The following is a 20,057-nucleotide window of genomic DNA, read 5'->3' as shown; positions in this document are numbered from 1 at the left end:
AGAAACCGAGAAAATTGCGCGTGATACAGCCCTTACGGCACGCATCACATCCATTGCCGATCGCTGTCTACGCGATGGAGTACTGGAAATGTCCCTGCTCACTCGTATCGATGTGGATATGCTCCACGCCATCACCGTCGGCCATGCGCGCAAGAACGATCTCGGCAATCCCTGGCAGCAGGGATCCGTCGAGGATGTGATCCACATTGCGGGCGCCGGAATCCACCTCGGTGCAGCGCTCGAGGATGGCATCGATCACAGATTCATCCCACAGCAGGGACGCCTGATGGTTGGCGGCAACGCGGCCACGTATCCGCTCCAGCTTCAGACGGATGATCTGAACCAGCACCTCGTCCGAGATGGGAAAGTAGGGCACGACCTTCACACGCCCAAGGAAAGCCGGCTTGAAGGACTTGCACAGAACCGGCCGCAGGGTCTCGGCCAACGCGTCAGCTGAAGGCAGCGCTTCGGGCTCCTGGTTCAGGCAGGCCTGCATGATCTGGCCCGAGCCGACGTTGCTGGTCAGGATGATCAAGGTGTTGCGGAAATCGATCTCGCGTCCTTCCCCGTCCTCCAGAACACCCTTGTCAAAAACCTGGAAGAAAAGCTCGAGCACATCCGGGTGCGCCTTCTCGACTTCATCAAGCAATACGACGCAATAGGGATTGCGGCGCACGGCCTCGGTCAGGACGCCCCCTTCACCGTAACCGACATATCCGGGTGGTGCCCCCTTCAAGCCGGAGACGGTATGGGCCTCCTGGTATTCGCTCATGTTGATGGTGACCAGTCGCCGCTCACCGCCGTAAAGGATGTCCGCCAGCGCAAGAGCCGTTTCCGTCTTTCCCACCCCGGACGGCCCCACGAAGAGGAAGACGCCCTTTGGTTTGTCGGGATTCTCGAGTGCAGCGCGGGACGTGCGCACACGTTGGGAGATGGCCTCCAGCGCATGGTCCTGGCCGACAACGCGTTCCCGCAGCAGGTGGCCCAGCTTGAGGATCGTCTTGATCTCGTCACCGACCATCTTGCCGAGGGGGATCCCGGTCCAGGAGGAGACGACCTCCGCTACCACGTGACGATCCACGTGCACCGGCACCATCGGCCGGTCTCCCTGCAAGGCGTGCAAGCGTTGCAGGACCTCCTCCAGTGCCTGCCTATCCGCGTCGGCAGTGAACGCCGGCCCTCCATCCTCGCGCGCGTCCGCAACTGCGCCCTGGGCACGGGATACCACCCGCCCCTCCATCCGTGCCCGCATGTCGAGAACACGCTCGACAAGGCTCCGCTCCTCGGCCAGACGGGCATGCAGCCGGGCGAGTTCGGATTCCAGCGCCGCGACACGACTCTCGAGCGCCGTAATTCGTTCTGCATTGCGTGGCAGCGCCGCCGACTCCCTCAAGACGGCCGCGAGTTCGGCCTCTACCCGCTCCTGTTCCTTCTGCAACTGGTCGATCAGCAAGGGGGTCGCCCCATGCGCCAGCGCCACTTTGGCGCAGGCCGTGTCCAGCACGCCAACGGCCTTGTCCGGCAACTGGCGCCCGCTGATGTAGCGTTGGGAAAGACGCACAGCCTCGGTCACAGCCTCATCCAGCACTCGGACACCGAAATGCCGCTCCATCAACGGCACCATGCCCCGCAGCATCGCAGCGGCGATCGACTCGACAGGCTCATCGACCTTCACAACCTGAAAGCGCCTGGCCAACGCCGCGTCCTTCTCGAAGTACTTCTTGTACTCCGCCCAGGTCGTCGCCGCGATGGTGCGCAGTTCGCCGCGGGCCAATGCCGGCTTCAGAAGATTGGCCGCGTCGTTCTGGCCGGACTGCCCCCCTGCACCGATCAGGGAGTGGGCTTCGTCGATGAACAGCACAATCGGGGCCGAGCTTTGCCGGACCTCCGCGATCACCCCCTTCAGACGATTCTCGAATTCCCCTTTGACGCTGGCTCCGGCCTGCAGCAAGCCCATGTCCAGCACATGAACGCAAACACCCCGGAGCGGCACAGGGACATCATCGGCGGCGATGCGCAGCGCCAGCCCTTCCACGACTGCCGTCTTGCCGACCCCTGCCTCTCCGGTCAGGATGGGATTGTTCTGCCTGCGGCGCAGCAGGATATCGATGAGCTGACTGATCTCCGCCTCCCTGCCTATCACGGGATCAACTCGGCCCTCCCTGGCTTGCTGCGTGAGGTTGGTGGTGAAACGGCCCAGTGCCGTGCCATCCCCAGCGCTGGGGATGGCACGCGCACTGTCGTCGCCCTGCGGAGAAACAGGCTCTGCATTGCACGCCCCACCGTACTCGGCGGACCCTCGCGTCAGCTCGTCGAACTTGTGCTTGAGATCGTCGAGCCTGACCCGGGACAGCGAAGATATGCTACGCGCAGCGATCTGCTCCAGTTCAGGCTCCGTCAACAAAGCCAGCAGAAGGTGGCCAGAACGGATCTGCTGCAGCTTGGCGTCCAGGGATGCGATCAGCCATGCCTGTTCGAGCAGTTTGGGAATCCGGACTGAAAATACCGGTGTACGGCTATTTCCCGTTCTGAAGCGCTCCATCTCGCGGTTCAGTTCGTGCTCCACATCCCGCGTGTTTATGCCATTGCGCACCAGGATCAACGAAAAGTCAGCGTCGGGCTGTTCGAGCAGGGCAGAAAACAGGTGCTCGATGTCGACCTCGTGATGACCTCGCGACATGCATAAGCTCGCGGCACGCTCTGCCGCAACGCGGCATGGAGCATTGAGTTTGCCAATCAGGACTTTGAGAGTAGCCGTCATCCGTCGACCTTAATCCGAGCATTGAACAAGAAATCGCAGATCCCCACGATCACGGGTTTCTGCGCGAGACTTCAAGAAGGAGTCGTACCCAAGCCGTCCGCCCTCGAATACGCCCAGCACAGTCGGGCGTACCTCAGAAGCCCGGAGTTGCGGACAGACCTCACACTCGAACTGCCCCCCCGTTGCAAATCCGAGCAATCTGCCGAGGGCCATTGCCAGTTCGCCCCTGGGAAGAAACGAGATATAGCGTTCGTAGCCCAAGGCCCGGATATGAATCCGTATGCGAAGATTCCGCTGCCAGACCTTTTCGCCGAGCAGTGCATTCACGCCCAGAGCTGCGTTACCTCCGCCCAGTGCAGACCGCTGGGCGATGGGCGCCACGTACCAGCGCCCAACGAACTGCTCAATGGCGACATCCACTTGAAAGTAGGCACTCAGAATCTGTTTCAAAGTACTGGCGGAGACCGGACGCTGACTGAGCAAACCGGAAAAATAGGCCAGGGACTCGTCGTCGATTCGTCCAGAATCCCGGCTCATTCGCTGCCGCAACGCGCCATGACCAAGCCCGAGCAAGGACATCAGCAGCGGCAGAAAATGGTTCCTGCGATCGGTTTCGTAAAGATAAGGAAGCTTGTATTTCTTCCAGGCCCGATAGAAGTGACCGACGGCACGATTCACGAACATGTCGAGGAAGGCACGCCCGGCCACGTCCCGACCGTGCCGCTCCCGCTCAACAACCCGCTCCGTATAGTGCAGCGGCAAAGTACCGCTCACCCCCAGCATGCCGATGAAGCCGGGCGTAATCTCAATACGGTCGACATCTCCATTTTGATCCTGTCCTTTGAAAAAAACGGACATGGCATCGATCTGACTGGGCGAAAACCCCAGACGCAGGGAGTTACGGAACTGGATCCGTTCGGACAGAGGATCCCCCCCCTCTTTCAGGAAAAGCTGCTCGTACAGGCGAACGAGTTGAAAAAACTCATACGCTGCCGGCTCCTGCTGCGTGTGTGCGATCAGGCCAGGGCCGAATCGCCGCTTCGGGGTGCGCATCGGATCAATTCCTCTCCGGTTCGGCCCGAGAGGATCACCAGTTGAATGAAACTGTTCAGGCCCACATAGAGCCCTAGAAAGCGGTCGATACAGCGGGCAAAAGCGTGAAGACCACTCCCGACAAAACTCGACTCATCAATAGTCAGACGAACTTCAAAGCCTCTCACAAAGCACGCAAACGGCTTGCCCTTCATCCAGACGGTCTTGTCCACTCGTTCAATGGACAGCAGCCCCTCAAGACGACGACGCGAGGTGGCCGTCTGCGGAAGGTCATACAGCGCCAACATTTCCTTGAATGCCGCCAAGCCGCTCCCCGTCAGCGAGAGGTGATTGAGGGAGAGATGGGAAATGAGACGCCACTGCGCATCCCCGCGATGGTCAAAACGCCACGGCTGTGAGGGTCTCTTCAGCAAGCGCACCAGCGCAGCCTGCGAGCCGCCCTCCAACAACAGGTCCCCATCCAGCCCGCCCCACGACATCAGTGTTGGCAAATCCCGATTGGAACATGTGAGCCGGAGGCTCAAGACGTCGTTCTTTGGTTGAAACGGATCACAATCCGTATCGATCACCGACAGCAGGGTCTCGAAACCGGGACTGCTCTCTGCAATCATGCTGTCGCGCTGGGCAAACCAGTAATGGCCATGGAGATCAGGCGTCTCGCCATGCCGCAGGGAGAAAAATGGACGAAACTCCACAATGGACTCGCCCTGGAGCGTCTGACGCACGCGATGCACGCTGTCGATCGAATACACCTCATACGCAGAAGGCCGACGTCCGTCGGGGATGACAGGGTAGGACGATGCCTGCCCCGATACACGGATGGGATCACCGCATTGTTTGAACAAATTGACGACCGGCACACAGCCGAGGCGCAGATTCTGTGCCGTCACGGCTTTGAGCAGTCGTGATGCGTCGCTGTCAGAGCGCAAGCCACCCAGTGCAACATGCAGACGCACACGTCCTTTGCTATAGCTGGCTGCCGGCAGGCCACGCAGATCGAGATCGAAAAAATTGAATTTTTCGGGAAAGCAGAAATATTCAGTCAGATATCGATAAGCATCGTGAGCGGACTGAGGCATATCGATGAGCGCCTCATCGGTAGCAAATCCAACCTCGCTCAGCACATCCTCCGGAACCGTATCCCAAATACGGTCTGTTGCCTCGACATAAATCCTCAAGCGGTTCAGAAACAAGGCATCTCGCAGCGCCGACGCCACTGACGGCTCCGCGTCGATATAAATTCGCAACTTTCCAGGAGCCACGATGGCTGCACTTGCCGTATCACCGCCCCGCAGCAAGGAAAACGAGAGAATCGCATCGCACCCCGCTGGCAGCTGGACACCCGAGGGAGTGCCCGCCGCAGGGTCGAATTTGAGATCTGAGACGGAGACAGGGGAAACTGCAAGATCCCACACGGTCCTGAAGCGGCATACGGTCCCCTTGATTGGCCTGGACTGAAGTTCAGTTCCTCGCGGGACAAGGAGTAATTCTGGAGAGACGCCCTTATCCGGTGGAGAGAAACTGGCTATCGAACAGCTGGGAAATGCACGAAGATAATGCGGATACAGGACGCTCAGCAACGCCTCGGTGAATTGGGGGTAACCGTCCTCGATCTTTTTCGATACGCGGGCGGTCAGAAGTGCAAAGGACTCGATCATCCGCTCCACATGCGGATCCTCACAGCCATCGCCAGAGAGCGACAACTGTGCTGCCACCTTTGGATATCGTTCGGCAAACGTCCTTCCGTGATTACGCAGAAATGCAAGCTCGCGTTCGAAATACGGCAGCAGATCCTTCATTCAAGCACCGGCCCGCATCGCTCGCTGACTCACCGAATACTGCAAGCAGGCCGGCTGTAACGTAGCATCGAAGGCAACACGCTCCTCGGCAAGACTCACGATCAGCATGGCGCGGATTGAAAACAAAAGCGCATTGACTGCCTTGTGTTCAGGCTCCAGATCAACTCGAACATCCTTGAGGCGCGGTTCGTGCGCATTGATGGCCGCTTCGATCGAACTGCATATGCGGCGTCGGTCGTGAACGCTGATCAGGTTCATTCCAGCAAAATCGGCCAAGCCGAAACCTATTACCGAACGACCGGCTAGCGGAAAATCCCGGTGCGTCACGTCGTCGACAACAATGCGGGTGTTTAGGAGCGCCTCGAGATCTCGTGCCACACCGTCAATCAATTGTTCCAGATTCAACCTGCGGCGAGCCGCGCCAAGCGGAAGATCTTCAAACAGCTTGTCAAACAAGGACGGCTCAAATCCATTCGCCATTGCAGCCCCGATCTTGCTTCAAGAAGGACTAAGTGAGATTGGGCGTATTCTTGGCAAGGTTCCAAGCCCCCTGGATGTTCACCTTGCCTGACTTGCTCCCGTCGATATTGAGCTCATCGTAGGTCCATTTCACTGCGGAATACTTGAGGGAAAAACTCTCCGTCGGAATACCTTCTTCCGCGACGATGGGCGAGACAGAAGCGACAATCACGTTCTTCAACTCGATCTTCAAGTACTGGTGCCGGTTCTGGGTGGACGACGGATTCCCCGTTGTATTCTTCCCGCCAAATGCACGATAAAAGTAGATCACCACGTCGTTAACGAGCAGGCCCGATGAACAAGCCTGATAGAGCTTCGGGCTGGATCCGTCGATATCCTTTGTGAATACCATTTCACCGTGCTCGACGCGCTCGGCGGTGTGCCCGCCGGCAGCCGATGCAGTTGCGGACTTCGGCTGGCGCATGGTGTGGCTCCAGCTGGAGACCTCTACGGTATCCTTATGCTTGGTGTCCCTGGAGTCACCCTTTATGTCGCTACCCTTGAACTCGATGTAGATATCTTTCATAGCTTTCTCCAACCTGTGCGTTTATGACGTCAGTTCTTTCCACTGGGCAATTCGGCCACCAGTCGCAATGACACTGAGAGTTCGTCCAGCTGAAAATGGGGACGGATGAATGAGACCGCGCGATATGTCCCCGGCCGGCCAGGTACTTCACTGACTTCAATGGCAGCCTCCCTCAACGGGAACTGCGCCTTGGTTTCCTGGGAGGCGGAATCGTCAGTCGTTACGTAATTGTCGATCCAGCGCTGCAAATAGCTCTCAATATTCGCAGCGGTTGCGAAACTACCCACCTTTTCCCTCATCATCGCCTTCATGTAATGGGCGATCCGAGAGACTGCGAAGATGTACTGTAACTGGGCGGACAGTGTCGCATTGGCATTGGCTGAATCGGTGTCGTACTTCCTGGGCTTCTGAGCCGACTGAGCACCAAAAAAAGCCGCGTAGTCGGTATTCTTGCAGTGCACCAGCGAGATGAAACCAAGATCGTTCAACTCTTTCTCCCGACGGTCAGTTACAGACACCTCCGTTGGGCATTTGAGGACGACCTCCCCATCATCAGTTCGAAAGGTATGCGTCGGTAGATCTTCAACGAGCCCCCCACCTTCGACCCCCCGGATGGCGGCACACCATCCATGCTGGTCGAAGGCATCAGTGAGCCGGGCCGCAAAAGCAAAGGCCGCATTGCACCAAAGGTACTTTTCATGGTCGGCGCCATCCACACTCTCGACAAAGTTGAACCCCTCCGTCACCACTCCATCGATCGGGTTATACGGCAGGCGCCCAAGGAAGCGCGGCAGGATCAGGCCGACGTAACGAGCGTCTTCCGAGCCTCGGAAAGACTTCCACTTTGCATACTCTACTGTATCAAAGACTTTGGCCAGATCACGCGGTTTGCCAAGTTCAACATAAGAGTCGAGACCAAAAAGCTGAGGTGCGGCCGCCGTAATGAAAGGCGCGTGAGCAGCAGCCCCAATATGTGACATCTGCTCAATGAAGAACATGTCTTCGGGCTGACGCGTCACCTCGAACTGCCCGACCAGTGCCCCAAATGGCGCACCACCAAAGGTGCCGAACTCTTCTTCGTAAACTTTCTTGAATAGCGCACTCTGATCGAAGTCGATAGCGGATCTAAAATCCTTGATCAAGTCACGCTTGCTTGCATTGAACAACTTTATCTTTAGATGCGTACCCGACGACGTCTTCCTGCATAAGTAGTGCAACCCCGTCCACGCGCTTTCCAGGGCCTGAAACTCAGGCGCGTGCATGACGCTACTGAGCTGTGCGGAGATCAATCGATCCAGCTCTGCCACTCTCGCATCAATCGCTGCGGCCAGGTTCTCGGATACGATGACCTCACCCTCTAGAACCTGACTGACCAGTTCCCCGATAATGTCCTTGGCACGGGCCTTTTCATGCGCCGATTGCGCGACCTTGCTTTCCTCGACAATTCTGTCCAGCAGGCTGGATTCATGGCCATCTGCAACGACAGACGCCATGAGTTGCGCCCCTCCCATCACAGCCCCTCCCCGGAGGTTCTAGTCTTAAGTGCCTGAAGATTCTCGGTATTGGCCAGTACTTCACTCAAAAGATCCTCGAGTTTCTCATTGCCAGCAAGCTTGTTCCTCAGATCAGCCAGTTTGGCACGCGCCTCCTGAAGCTTCCGCAAAGGCTCGACCTGCTGCACAACCGATTCCGGGCGGAAGTCGTCGAACTTCTTGAACGTGAGTTGCACTCCCAACTCACCGCCGTCCTGCTGCAGAACATTCTTAACCTTGAAGCTGGCCTGCGGTGCCATGGATGCAATCACATCGTCGAAATTGTCCATATCCACATTGACGAACTTCCGATCGCGAACCTTTCCTTGTGACACGTCCGATTGAGCGGCGAAATCACCCAACACTCCGACAACGAAAGGCAGCTCCTTCAACTCAGTCGCGTCCCCCACCTCGACGTCATAGGTGAGTTGCACCCGGGGAGGTCGTACCCGTTGTAGCTGTTTTTGAATACTCTCTTTTTTGGCCACGGCTGTACTCCTGCAGTTGATATAGAAGGCGATCACTCAGAGGGGGGCGCAAAGGAGCCCTTATTTCAAAGCATCGAAGGGGTTTCCCCCCGCAGCGGGCGGCCGAGCTTCAGCCTCCCCTCCGGCCTTGCGCCGTGGCGCTGGAGCCGCCTGAGGCCTGGCCCTGGCTCCACGCGACGAAGACACATCTCGCTTGGCTTCAGCCGGGGGAACAAGCACATCCTCCCCCAGGGTTTCACGCATCACCCTGACGAGCCCCACCGCGTCGGAATGTGCGCTCCCCTTCAGTTCGGCATCGCTACGCAGTTCATTTAGGGACTGTCCGGCGATCCTCAAGCCGGAAACAGCGCGGATGACTTTGGCGGAACGTTCCGCAGGATCCCGCTGCAGCACCTCCTCGGCCGCGGTTATGGCTTGCGCGTAATTCCCCGCGTCGAAATAGATCTTGGCCCTGCGCGCCCATGGCTCCTTGCGGTCCGGATTCCGCCTGGACATGTCATCAAGAAGCTTGATCGCATCCTTCTGATTACCTTGCTGCAACAGGGCGTCCACCGATTTTCCCAAAGCCTCAAGCACCACGTTGAACTCCTCAGGCTTCAAGGACGGCGCAGGCGCGGCCGCGCATCCAGACAACATGAGAACAAAGACCAGCGACTGAAAGGATCGTGCTTTCCACATAGACGTTCATTCACAAGGAAGAGGACACAGCTCATCCATAAAATCTTAAACGCATATTACATACATGAACATGACGATACAATAGCCAAAATAAATATTCTTTTGTACTATCGAAAAATGCTTCGCCACATCTTCCCCTGCCCTGCAAACCTATCCCTCATCGCAACCAGCATGTTGCTCGCGGGATGCGCCAGCACTGCGGTCGTGCAGGCTGCCGGCAGCATTCTCGACGTTGCGTTGAACACGTCAGGGCTGATCGCCAAACCGGGGAACAACAAGCAAGCGCCCGAGGTTCCGCTGAGGATCCATGCCGGGGAGCAACTCAATACATCCCGTGATGGCAGATCCCTATCCCTGGTCATCAGGGTCTACTCACTCCGGTCCACAGAGCGCCTGAAAAGCCTTACTTACGAACAACTGACAACATCGGAAGGAGAAAAAGAGGCTTTAGGTGACGATTTGATTGCCGTTCGTGAGCTCGTCCTGCTACCCGGCAAGACCCACATCGTGCCATTCCGGAGCAGCCCAGAAATGGCAGCAATAGGTGTGACAGGCCTGTTCCGCGCGCCCCATGCCGAACGCTGGAAACTCGCTTTCGCCCCAGGCGCGTCCAGCGAAATCGTCATCGGAGCCCACGCGTGCGCCCTGACGACAAGTTCGGCAACCCAGATTCCCGAGCCCGGAAGCGGGTCCGCCAACTCGCTTATGGGCGTTCAATGCAACCGCTAGGTAATCCTCGACAATGAATCGCGCACAACCTCTATGGGGCGAAGGCCTCTTTCTCCGCCCTCAGCATTTCCAGCAGCAGGATATCTACACCGATGCAATGAACCGTCGCACCCTGCTGGCGGCCAACCCTTTCGCCTGGGGAGTCAGGGAACTGGAGCTGGACAGGGACGCACTCAGCAGCGGCATTCTCCATTTCAGCCGAATCGATGCCGTATTCTCGAACGGAGACTCACTGCTCGCGCCCGACATTGACCAATTGCCCACCCCTCTCTCCCTGAACGAGATGACGCTGGATGACGGGGGAACAGAGTTTCACCTCGCCCTGCGACATCTGAATCCTCAAGGCGGCAACTGCACACACGATCTCACATCTGCCGGCAACACGCGTTACCTGGTCGTAACGACGGAAACCCACGATCTGTTCTCGGACTCGATGGAAACCGACATTTCCCGTCTGAGCAAGATTGCCCAGATCAGGCAGGGAGGCGAACCTCATGAGCAGTTCCAGACCCTACCGATCACACGGATCCGCAGGACTTCGAGCAATGGATTCGAGATTGATCCAAGCTTCATTCCCCCATCAGTCAGCCTTCGCAGCAGCGCCAGGCTTCATCTCATGCTACGCAGACTGATTGATGCACTGCTGGCAAAGGTTGACGCACTCTATGGCCTGCACCGGGAACCATCAAAAAACATCATCGAATTCCGCTCAGGAGACATCGCATCCTTCTGGCTGTTGCATACGGCCAGCTCCGCATGCGCCGCACTGACTCACCTACTGCGCAATCCCGAGTACTCCCCTGAACGACTTTTCCACGAGTTGCTGAGACTGGCTGGCGGGCTACTCACGTTCTCCAGGCACCACACGCTCAATGCGCTTCCAAGCTATGACCATACTCGCCCAGGCCCCTGCTTTGCCCGCCTTGACGCATTGATCCGGGAGCTCCTGGACACCGTGATATCCACCCAGTATTTCGCCATTGCCCTAGCACACCCCAAGCCTGCGTTCTACACGGGGCGCCTGGATTCCGAGAAAATCGATGACAAGACACGATTCTTCCTATCCATCAGTGCCGCACACCCTCAGTCAGAGATCATTGAGTCCATTCCGTTCCGCCTGAAAGTGGGAGCCCCTGACGATGTGGAAAAGCTGGTTCTCTCCGCGATGTCCGGCGTACGACTTAGCCATGCGGCCCAAGTACCAGCAGCCATCCCTGTACGACCGGGAGCATGCTATTTCACCCTCGATGGTCACGGCCCTCTCTACGAGCGGATGATAAAAGCGCAGTCCGTCATGATCTATGCACCTGAAAGTTATCAAGATCTGAAGATCGAAATGATTGCCGTCATATCATGAACTCCATACCCAATCTTTTCGCCGAAACGCCACAACCAGCCACCGCGACCAAGGAGCCCACGTCCAGTTCGTATACCTTGGTCGACCTGCTTTACGATGGGTTTCACATGCTTATGCTGCTCCGCACGGGCAATATGCCCGAAGATGAGGGCAAATTTTCCGATGCAGTACAGAAGCTGCTGGAATCCTTCGAGCAAAGAGCCAGAAAATTCAACTTCAGTAGCGACGATATTTTCGACGCCAAGTATGCTTTTTGCGCGCTGATCGACGAGCTCATTCTGTCCACCCAAAACAGCATCAGGGAAACATGGGAACGCCGCCCGCTCCAGCTTCTTCTTTTCGGGGAACAACTCGCCGGCGAACACTTTTTCGACAAGCTTGAGCAAGCACGCAACGATGGCGCACGACGTATCGCTGCGCTCGAGATCTTCCATATGTGCCTGCTGATAGGCTTTACGGGCCGTTACGTTCTCGAAGGCCCTGAAAAGCTGAAATACCTGATATCTCAGCTTGGCGATCAAATCGCTCACATAAAAGGCAAGCCCGCTGGATTTGCCCCCAAGTGGGCCCCACCGGATAACGTGATCCACACAATTCGGCACGACACTCCGGCATGGATTGTGACATCCGTTCTCACCCTGCTGGGTCTGCTGGCTTATTCGGGATTGCTGTGGCACGGCAGGGATACAGTCTCAACCTCACTGTCAGCATATTCTAATGTCGTTCAACTGCCGCAGCCCGCACCCAATTTGACAATCACCCTCCCGTGATCTTGGCGATCAGATCTGCTCATTGGAGTCCTTCAAGCCTCCAATGAGCTATTTAACAATCGCAGTAATGATGTCCACATCCCGCTCCGGCCTCGGCGCCTCCGGCTTTGGTCTGACTACATCAGACGAGCTCCGCTTGTTCACCACCGCCAGCCTTTCGCCATCTTTTAGCCGCTTCGACACTAGCTTTTGTTCAGTCTTCTTGCTGTTCGATCTTGATGCGACGACACCACTCCGTTCTTTTCGAGAAGGCACGGCATTACTTGACGCTCGACCTGCAGAAGAATGTGGCTCATGTTTCTTCACCACCTTCGTTCCGGGAGACCGAGCTTCATGCATCGGTGGCACCAATGCAACTTGATCAGCGTGGATCAAAGCGGCCCCCTCTGACGAAGTTGGACCAGGAGTGGCAGCAAGCACCGAGAGAGACCCCCTCCTTGGCTCGGCAGTCGCCGCATCCTTTACCACTCGCGGAGAATCCGCCTCCATATGTCTTTCGCTCCCCACCCGTGCGCGGTGATCCGCGACTACATTGGCAGCCACCTGAGCCCCTGTTGAGCCCACCGGTGTCTGCCCTAGCAAAAGGATACCTGCAGCGATCCCCGAGACAACTACTCCTGCTCCAGAAAGCCAGATTACGACAGCCCTCCTTCTTGCTGACGCAGTTCGAATTCCCCCCGGCGAATTCAGATCGCTCAGGATACTTACCGAAGGGCTGGCCGCAGCGGTGGATCTCCCGTGAGAGCCTCCCCGAACAGTCTCCATGTTAGTGCTCATAACGTAAAAATTTGCCATTGGCATAATTCAACATTGCGCTAAAATACCAAAAACTTCCCAAAGGTCATAATGCTTTATGCCTTGCCGCAATAAAAAACATGGGTGCATCGCAGCACTGGTCACCAGTCAAACTGCAGATTGGCTGGTGACAGGACGGAGCCCGAGACAATCGCCCTCCGCGCAGGGGCTGTCCACATGATCTTCTATGGCGTGCTTGCCTACTTTCTGCTCATAGCACTCGGAGTCGCTATTTTCGTTCTGCCGGGATCCCCACCACGGATATGGCATGCCCTCGGAAAACACCGGGACCGTTACAAGGCGTTTCTCACATCTCCTTACGCGTACGCTCGCGCTGCCTTGCGACACAAGGATCCAAGGAGCGGAGCCTCAATGCTGGGGAATTCATTCCAAGCTGTGCTCAGTCACCCAGTACTCAGCATGGGCGTCGTCCTTTTATTGACTCTCCCATCGTTAACGATTCTCAGCCTGAACGGGGCCAGAGTCTTCGAGTTCGACAACACCGGACACGCCACCGATCCACAGGTCGTGGCACTTCTGGAGGGCGAACGCCTTATCCCTCCCGCCCCGCTTCCTCCCGAGGTGTTTACAACCCAAGAGGTGGAGATCAGCCGTCCGGATCTGGCTCACGCCAGCCGCAACTGGCAGCAACTCGACATCGAGTTCACACAACGCCTCCTGATCGTCTTTAGGTTAATGGAGGAACGACATGGATATCGCATGGCGTTGATAGAGGGCTATAGAAGCCCTGAGCGACAAGCAAAGTTGTTCGAACAAGGAAGCCACGTAACCAAAGCCAAGGCAAACATGAGCTACCACCAGTATGGTCTGGCAGCTGACAGCGCATTTTTGAGGGATGGCAAGATCGTGATCTCCGAGCGCGACCCATGGGCAATGCGTGGCTATGAACTGTACGGACAAATTGCGGAGCAGCTAGGACTAACCTGGGGAGGGCGATGGCAGCTCCGGGATTTAGGCCACGTCGAACTCCGCCGCCAGAATGTTCTGGGCCAGGTTGTGCGTTGAGGAACTGGTCTGAACAAGCATCAACCCGCGTGATCAGCAAGCAAAAACTACGATGCCTCCACTTCGAAACCCAATTACCGCTTCCCGAGCCCTCTCAATTCTCGGAATATCTGCACTGGCGGTCACGATAATCCTCGGGGCACAGCTGCTCGAGATATCTCGGACATGGGCAGTCATTGCCTGCATCCTCCTTGCCGCAGCCTGGGCCGGCGCGCTGTTCGTCCAGCGTATGAAAGCCCGGCGAGCAGGCAAGGACATCGGGGAGATGCTCAAGGAACAGGGTGCGGATTCGAGCCCCCCTGAGGAGGCGGACCCCGAACGTGTCGATGTCTTGAAACGCCGTATGCAAGAGGCCGTCACCAGAATCAAGACATCCAAATTGGGCCAACTGTCAGGCTCCGGAGCCTTGTATGAATTGCCTTGGTACATCACCATTGGTAACCCAGCAGCCGGCAAGAGCACGGCAATTGTCAATTCCGGACTACACTTCCCGTTTGACGATGGTGGCAATGCCGTAATCAAGGGCATCGGTGGAACCCGAAACTGCGACTGGTTCTTCACTACCGAAGGGATTCTGCTCGATACCGCAGGTCGGTACGCCGTGCGTGAGGAGGACCGGGCAGAGTGGCTGAGCTTTCTGGGCCTTCTGAAAAAGCATCGCCCCAGAGCTCCCATCAATGGCATTCTTGTTGCCGTCAGCATCGGGGAGTTGATCCACAATGAACCCGAGTTTGCGTTGAATCTGGCCAAGGATCTCCGGCAGCGCGTTCAAGAGCTGACGGAGCAACTGGAAGTCTTCGCTCCAGTCTATGTTCTATTCACGAAGGCGGATCTGCTCCCCGGTTTCCGCAATTTTTTTGCCAACCTGGACTGGACGGAGCAAGACCGAGTCTGGGGAGCCACGATTCCTTATCAGCAGGCGAGCAGCCACGACTCCATCGCACTCTTCGAACAGCATTTCGATGAACTCTACTGCGGCCTGCGCGCGTCAAGCATCTCACAACTCTCACATCACCACGCGAAAAACGGCGCTCCGGAACTTCTCACGTTCCCAGCCGAGTTCGCTGCAATCAAGCCTGCCCTACGTTCATTCATCGCCACTTTGTTTGAAGAGAATCCGTTTCAGTTCAAACCGGTGTTTCGTGGCTTCTACCTAACTTCAGCTATTCAGACAGCAGGCACACAAGCCATATCCAGTGAGCGCATTGCTCTCCAGTTCGGACTCTCAACTCCTCCCCAAACGCAGCCTGAACCAAGCACCACACAGGGCTACTTTCTCAAACGGCTGTTCTCCGAGGTCATATTCCCAGACCGTCACTTGGTTCGCCAACATACAACTCGAGCTGGCAACCTTTGGCGTCAAGCCGTCATCATAGGAAGCCTCTTGGCGCTCGGTCTTGCCCTTGCAGGGTGGAGTTGGTCCCATATGAACAACCTGAGCCTGCTCAGAAACGTCGAGCAGGATTTGGCTAAAGCCGTCAAGATTCAAGACGGAAGATTTGACCTTCAATCCCGTCTCGAGGCCCTTGAGATTCTCCAAGACAGGCTATCCCAGCTGGAGCGTTTTAACGAGAGTCACCCAATATCATTAGGATTGGGCCTCTACCGCGGTCAGCAAATGGCCGACAAGCTACGCCAGGAATACTTTTCTGGTATCGCCACAGTCATGCTGGACCCCGTCAAGAACGCCTTGGAATCGTTCCTTAGTGAGGTCAATCAGCGCAACAGCGACGTATCCGCAACTCAGGCCCCGACAACGGACACACCTGCACGCACCCCTACTCAATACAAGAACGCAAACGCATCCGATACAGAGGAGAGCTATAACGCCCTCAAGACTTACTTGATGCTATCCAGTCACGATCACGTCGATGTCGGACACCTTTCAGACCAGATCACCCGCTTTTGGCGCGGCTGGCTTGAGGCCAACCGTGGCAACATGGAAAGAGACAAGATGATCGCAATCGCGGGCCGCCTCGTATCATTCCATTTGGAGCACGCCGGCACATCTGATTGGCCGACAATTAGCAACAACCTCGCCTTGGTCGACAGTGTACGCGAAAAATTGCGCCGTGTAGTCCGCGGCATGCCTGCCGCAGAGCGCGTCTACGGCGAGATCCGCGCCAGAGCTTCAACGCGTTTCGCCCCAATGACTGTCGTCAGCATTGTAGGAGCGGACAATGCATCATTGATAAGCAGCAGTCGTGTCGTCTCGGGTGCGATGACAGCCGAAGCATGGAAGGAGTACGTACAACCAGCAATCAGGGATGCCGCAACCAGCGCACAGAAAAGCGTCGATTGGGTCCTCCAAACCTCGAATAGAGATGACCTCACCCTGGAGGGCAGTCCTGAACAGATCCAGAAAACCTTGGCAGCAATGTACAAGCGTGACTTCGCAGAGGAATGGAAACAATTCATTCTGGGCATCAGCATCACGCCTTTCCCTACCTTCCCCGACGCAGTGACCGCCATGGGGCGTCTCGGGGATGCTCAAACATCCCCCATTGGAAAACTGCTCAAGACCATTTTCGAACAAACAGCCTGGGACAATCCAAAACTAACTCACATTGCGCTACAAAAAACCCAGAACGGAGTCCTCGAGTGGTTCAAACAATCCGTACTGCAGATGGCTCCGAGTCAGATTCCGCTAGAAGGCAGCATTCCCACAAAAAGCGCTGAACTTCCCCTTGGGCCAGTAGGCCGGGAGTTCTTGGGTATTGATCGTTTAGCCACTCCTCAAGACGGCGGAGAAGCATTGCTAGACACCTATCTTAAGCTCTTGTCCAAGATTCGCTCTCGTCTGAACCAGCTAAAAAATCAAGGCGACCCCGGCCCCGGAGCACTCAAAGTCATGCGGGACACCTTGGATGGCAACAATTCGGAGCTGGCGGAAACACTCAAATTTGTGGACGAGCAGATGCTCACCGGCATCCCCGATAGCCAGCGGGCAACCCTTCGCCCCTTGCTACTCCGTCCACTGCTGGAAACGTATGCAGCCATAATCAAACCTGCTAGTGAAGACCTCAACAAGACATGGGCAGCTCAAGTCTATGAACCCTTTAATCGCCGACTTGCCATCAAATACCCTTTCTCTCCCAAATCAGGCATAGAGGCATCACCCACGGAAATTGCGCAGACGTTTGGTCCCGATGGGGCCATCTCGAAATATGTCGAATCTGCAATGGGAGCGTTGGTCATTCGCCGCGGCAACACTGTTACCCCTCGTACCTGGGGCGATCTTGGGCTGGCCCTGCAACCCGATTTCTCGAACGGCTTTGCGCAGTGGGTTTCCCCACTCGAAGGCGGAGCTGCCAGCGAGACGGGACAGGGAGGCGCAACCCAGGCCCAAACTGTCTTCATGCTGCGACCGCAGCCCTCACCGGGCTTAACCTCTTACACCCTCGATATAGACGGCCAGCGGCTCACATACCGCAATGGAGCTCCTCAGTGGGCGAACTTCGTGTGGCCCAGCCCCTCAGGTGCCCCTGGCGCCAAAGTAACGGCCACCACATATGATGGGAAAGTCGTAGAGGTGGTAAACCACCCTGGTCGCTTCGGCCTAGAGAAGATGATCAATGCAGCACAACGAAGCAAACAGCCTGACGGCAGCTTTCGTTTGAATTGGAAAAACGAGGGTATTGAAGTCAGCGTTGACCTGAAAGTCATAAGTAACACACAAGCACAAGGCTCACCAGCCTCAACGCAAGGACAACGAGGCCTGAGTGGTCTCTCGCTACCGAGCAATGTGGTCACGCTTACAGTGCCACACTTCCAAGCTCCGACCACGGTGGCTCGATGATTCAAACATATGCAACCTACTACGGAAAATTGGCCGGCCATGCTGATTTCATCAGTGAAAATGGGCAGCAGAAGCTCATCAGCCTTATCGATGCATGGCTCTCAAGAGCCATGGAGCAGCTATCTCACTATCCCGACTGGAAGTCCTCCTACGACAACGCAGGCGCAATCGATTTCGCTTTTGTCAGCCAAGCCAGCCAACTGACCTTGATAGGGAGTCTGCGCCCAAGTAGAGATACGTCAGGCAGGCGCTTCCCATTTCTCATCGCAGCCACGATTCCAAGAGACGATATCCGCCTCTTCCGGTGCGCCCCATCTGCTCTCGGAAACAGCTACACCAAGCTTTCCAAATTGACCGACGCTGCAGTAAACGGCATCGAACTTAATGTGCTCCAAAACGAACTGAGCCAACTGAACTGCGCTCATGACTTCGACAACGCAATCACATGCGACCCTTTAGGCAACTTTGTTCGCGAAACAACACTTGAAGAACTCTCTCTCATCCTCGGAGGCAAAAACACAAGCCAGAGCGTCGCCAGAACCCTCCTGTCGATAGGGCTCGTCATGCAACAACTCCTTACCAGTACAAACACACACATCGATAAGGAGCTCGAACTTCCCCTTCCTCACATCACCGACGAAAAATACTGGAATGTGGCAGGACTTTGGCTGTACCTGATTACTGCCTTTATCCGAAATCCAACGACGGAGATCCAAATAATAATCAAAAGAGATATCGTACAACCACGCATGTTTATAGGACTGAATGGTTCAGCTGCCCATCCACTTTGCACTGCCCTCATGGGAACTTGCAGGAGCGAACGAAACGTCTGCCTTATCAATCCAGAGTGGGTGAGCACCCCCACCAGCATTCTTTATCACAGCAGTGGGATCAGCAAACTGACCAGTTACCTTGCACAGCCAACCCTCAGCCTAGAGCGGATTATTGGGACATTCAGAGAGACTTTTCTGAAAGCATAGCTCATGTACATGCACCTGATCATTGCCACCACTAGCCTCCTGTGCTCACTGAACGCAATTGCGACATCCCAGATGCCCAGCAACAGGCCTCCAAACCATGCCACGCCGCCCCCAAGCGAGAACATTGCCCAGGTAATAGCTTCCGGAATGGTACCTAATGAAGCAACTCGCATGACAGTTCTCGGAAAGCTACGGGAATTGTATGGCGAAAACAGTGTTATCAACAAAATCGAAGTGGGAGGAGTAAGTTCGCCACCGAAATGGACCGAAAATGTCGAAAAGATACTAAACACCTCAATCAAAAAAATACATAAGGGCCAGATACAGATAAACGGAACTCAAGTGCGGCTAAAAGGTAACGTGGCCACACCATCAATAGGTCTACATATCTCTGAAAACATCGCAACATCGCTGAGTCCCACGTATACGATAGTCAACTCCCTTACTGCATCAGACTCCCGCCAAGAAACTCTCGATAAGGCTCTATCCAATCGGGTCGTGGAATTCGAAAGTGGGTCGGCTAATCTAACAAGCACTGGTCAAGCTATCCTTGACGACATGGCAGCCGCCATCAAGCAAATCAATATGCCCAGTGTCGAACTCATCGGTCACACAGATAATGCAGGAAATCGTCAAGCCAACCTAGGACTCAGTCTTGCCAGGGCCAATACGGTACGCACTTATCTTATTGGAAAAGGAATTCCTGCTGAGAGCTTGAGTACAGTCGGGGCAGGTCCGGACAACCCTATCCGAAGCAACGACACGGCCCAGGGCCGTGCTCAAAACCGTCGTATCGAGTTCCGCTTTAGAGAATAATGAATCAATGGAATGGACGCCCCCACCCGATGCGGCATTGATGTGCCAGAGTGGAAGCGGCTGATCAACCACTCAAGTCGAAAAGGGCGTCCATCATGAAGATTACGACAGTTGGAATCGACCTGGCCAAGCACGTGTTCCAGGTTCATGGCGTCGATGAGCAGGGCAACACGGTGCTGCGCAAGCAACTCAAGCGCGACCAGTTGAGTGTGTTCATGGCCACCTTGCCGCCGTGTCGGGTGGGGATGGAGGCGTGTGGCGGCGCGCATCACTGGGCACGCAAGCCCCCTGCGCCAGAATAGTTGTCGCCTCGATAGAATCCTAAAGAACTCGGGGGCGATGATGAGAGAACGACGTGGCACGATACGGACAGGAATTCAAGGATAGAGCGGTGGCGCGATTGCTGCCGCCGGAGAGCGCGACGGTGGA

The 20,057-nt window shown here is 56.1% G+C and carries 15 protein-coding genes and 1 pseudogene; 8 read left to right on the top strand and 8 right to left on the bottom strand.

Annotation, left to right across the window (positions count from 1 at the left end; all coding sequences use genetic code 11):
- Nucleotides 1–67: 67 nt before the first annotated feature.
- From tssH to B4920_RS20940, 8 genes are read right to left on the bottom strand one after another with little or no spacing between them, the layout of a single operon-like run.
- Nucleotides 68–2,761, bottom strand: a complete 2,694-nt coding sequence (gene tssH, locus B4920_RS20975; protein ID WP_079436636.1) for a type VI secretion system ATPase TssH — start codon at nt 2,759–2,761, stop codon at nt 68–70.
- A 9-nt stretch (nt 2,762–2,770) separates the two neighbouring features.
- The gene (gene tssG / locus B4920_RS20970) at nt 2,771–3,814 is read right to left on the bottom strand and encodes a type VI secretion system baseplate subunit TssG (RefSeq protein WP_079436635.1); all 1,044 of its coding nucleotides are present in this window, start codon (nt 3,812–3,814) and stop codon (nt 2,771–2,773) included.
- A complete protein-coding gene (tssF, locus tag B4920_RS20965; protein WP_079436634.1) occupies nt 3,778–5,613 on the bottom strand; it encodes a type VI secretion system baseplate subunit TssF in 1,836 nt (611 codons plus the stop codon). The genes tssG and tssF overlap by 37 nt, the downstream gene beginning before the upstream one ends.
- On the bottom strand, nt 5,614–6,069 hold the full coding sequence (gene tssE / locus B4920_RS20960; protein ID WP_254051006.1) for a type VI secretion system baseplate subunit TssE: 456 nt from the start codon (nt 6,067–6,069) through the stop codon (nt 5,614–5,616).
- 52 nt (nt 6,070–6,121) lie between these two features.
- Nucleotides 6,122–6,658 carry a type VI secretion system tube protein Hcp gene (locus B4920_RS20955; protein WP_079436632.1) on the bottom strand — a complete coding sequence of 179 codons (537 nt, stop codon included), beginning with the start codon at nt 6,656–6,658 and terminating at the stop codon, nt 6,122–6,124.
- A 29-nt stretch (nt 6,659–6,687) separates the two neighbouring features.
- Nucleotides 6,688–8,151 (bottom strand): type VI secretion system contractile sheath large subunit, encoded by a 1,464-nt coding sequence (gene tssC / locus B4920_RS20950; protein WP_254051005.1) that lies wholly within the window; start codon nt 8,149–8,151, stop codon nt 6,688–6,690.
- Nucleotides 8,152–8,168: 17 nt separating this feature from the next.
- Entirely contained in the window at nt 8,169–8,678 is a 510-nt protein-coding gene (gene tssB / locus B4920_RS20945; protein ID WP_079436630.1) for a type VI secretion system contractile sheath small subunit, read from the bottom strand.
- 60 nt (nt 8,679–8,738) lie between these two features.
- On the bottom strand, nt 8,739–9,356 hold the full coding sequence (locus B4920_RS20940; protein ID WP_079436629.1) for a tetratricopeptide repeat protein: 618 nt from the start codon (nt 9,354–9,356) through the stop codon (nt 8,739–8,741).
- Between the two features lie 117 nt (nt 9,357–9,473).
- On the opposite strand from B4920_RS20940, the gene tssJ reads away from it, so the two are divergent.
- From tssJ to B4920_RS20900, 8 genes and pseudogenes are all read left to right on the top strand, one after another.
- Nucleotides 9,474–10,085, top strand: coding sequence for a type VI secretion system lipoprotein TssJ (gene tssJ / locus B4920_RS20935; RefSeq protein ID WP_079436628.1), 612 nt, complete (start codon nt 9,474–9,476; stop codon nt 10,083–10,085).
- Between the two features lie 13 nt (nt 10,086–10,098).
- Nucleotides 10,099–11,442, top strand: a complete 1,344-nt coding sequence (gene tssK, locus B4920_RS20930) for a type VI secretion system baseplate subunit TssK (RefSeq protein WP_079436627.1) — start codon at nt 10,099–10,101, stop codon at nt 11,440–11,442.
- The gene (gene icmH / locus B4920_RS20925) at nt 11,439–12,212 is read left to right on the top strand and encodes a type IVB secretion system protein IcmH/DotU (RefSeq protein WP_079436626.1); all 774 of its coding nucleotides are present in this window, start codon (nt 11,439–11,441) and stop codon (nt 12,210–12,212) included. The genes tssK and icmH overlap by 4 nt, the downstream gene beginning before the upstream one ends.
- Before the next feature lie 1,215 nt (nt 12,213–13,427).
- The gene (locus B4920_RS20920) at nt 13,428–14,033 is read left to right on the top strand and encodes a M15 family metallopeptidase (RefSeq protein ID WP_254051004.1); all 606 of its coding nucleotides are present in this window, start codon (nt 13,428–13,430) and stop codon (nt 14,031–14,033) included.
- Between the two features lie 52 nt (nt 14,034–14,085).
- The gene (gene tssM / locus B4920_RS20915) at nt 14,086–17,832 is read left to right on the top strand and encodes a type VI secretion system membrane subunit TssM (RefSeq protein ID WP_079436624.1); all 3,747 of its coding nucleotides are present in this window, start codon (nt 14,086–14,088) and stop codon (nt 17,830–17,832) included.
- Nucleotides 17,829–18,812 carry a type VI secretion system-associated protein TagF gene (gene tagF, locus B4920_RS20910; protein ID WP_079436623.1) on the top strand — a complete coding sequence of 328 codons (984 nt, stop codon included), beginning with the start codon at nt 17,829–17,831 and terminating at the stop codon, nt 18,810–18,812. Before tssM ends, tagF begins: the two co-directional genes overlap by 4 nt.
- 3 nt (nt 18,813–18,815) lie before the next feature.
- Nucleotides 18,816–19,628, top strand: a complete 813-nt coding sequence (locus tag B4920_RS20905) for an OmpA family protein (protein ID WP_088179523.1) — start codon at nt 18,816–18,818, stop codon at nt 19,626–19,628.
- 95 nt (nt 19,629–19,723) lie between these two features.
- A pseudogene (locus tag B4920_RS20900) lies at nt 19,724–19,912 on the top strand (IS110 family transposase); the annotation flags it as partial.
- Between the last annotated feature and the right edge of the window lie 145 nt (nt 19,913–20,057).

This window comes from Zoogloea sp. LCSB751 (assembly GCF_002028455.1).
In the GTDB taxonomy this organism is placed as follows: Bacteria; Pseudomonadota; Gammaproteobacteria; order Burkholderiales; family Rhodocyclaceae; genus Zoogloea.
Note: the sequence above shows the minus strand (reverse complement) of the source record. Positions and strands in the feature narration are given on the sequence as shown.

Bases quoted from the DNA above. Each gene is read 5' to 3' on its own strand.
- tssH (WP_079436636.1), bottom strand. From the start codon at position 2,761: ATGACGGCTACTCTCAAAGTCCTGATTGGCAAACTCAATGCTCCATGC.
- tssG (WP_079436635.1), bottom strand. From the start codon at position 3,814: ATGCGCACCCCGAAGCGGCGATTCGGCCCTGGCCTGATCGCACACACG.
- tssF (WP_079436634.1), bottom strand. From the start codon at position 5,613: ATGAAGGATCTGCTGCCGTATTTCGAACGCGAGCTTGCATTTCTGCGT.
- B4920_RS20955 (WP_079436632.1), bottom strand. From the start codon at position 6,658: ATGAAAGATATCTACATCGAGTTCAAGGGTAGCGACATAAAGGGTGAC.
- tssC (WP_254051005.1), bottom strand. From the start codon at position 8,151: ATGGCGTCTGTCGTTGCAGATGGCCATGAATCCAGCCTGCTGGACAGA.
- B4920_RS20940 (WP_079436629.1), bottom strand. From the start codon at position 9,356: ATGTGGAAAGCACGATCCTTTCAGTCGCTGGTCTTTGTTCTCATGTTG.
- tssJ (WP_079436628.1), top strand. From the start codon at position 9,474: ATGCTTCGCCACATCTTCCCCTGCCCTGCAAACCTATCCCTCATCGCA.
- tssK (WP_079436627.1), top strand. From the start codon at position 10,099: ATGAATCGCGCACAACCTCTATGGGGCGAAGGCCTCTTTCTCCGCCCT.
- icmH (WP_079436626.1), top strand. From the start codon at position 11,439: ATGAACTCCATACCCAATCTTTTCGCCGAAACGCCACAACCAGCCACC.
- B4920_RS20920 (WP_254051004.1), top strand. From the start codon at position 13,428: ATGGGCGTCGTCCTTTTATTGACTCTCCCATCGTTAACGATTCTCAGC.
- tssM (WP_079436624.1), top strand. From the start codon at position 14,086: ATGCCTCCACTTCGAAACCCAATTACCGCTTCCCGAGCCCTCTCAATT.
- tagF (WP_079436623.1), top strand. From the start codon at position 17,829: ATGATTCAAACATATGCAACCTACTACGGAAAATTGGCCGGCCATGCT.
- B4920_RS20905 (WP_088179523.1), top strand. From the start codon at position 18,816: ATGTACATGCACCTGATCATTGCCACCACTAGCCTCCTGTGCTCACTG.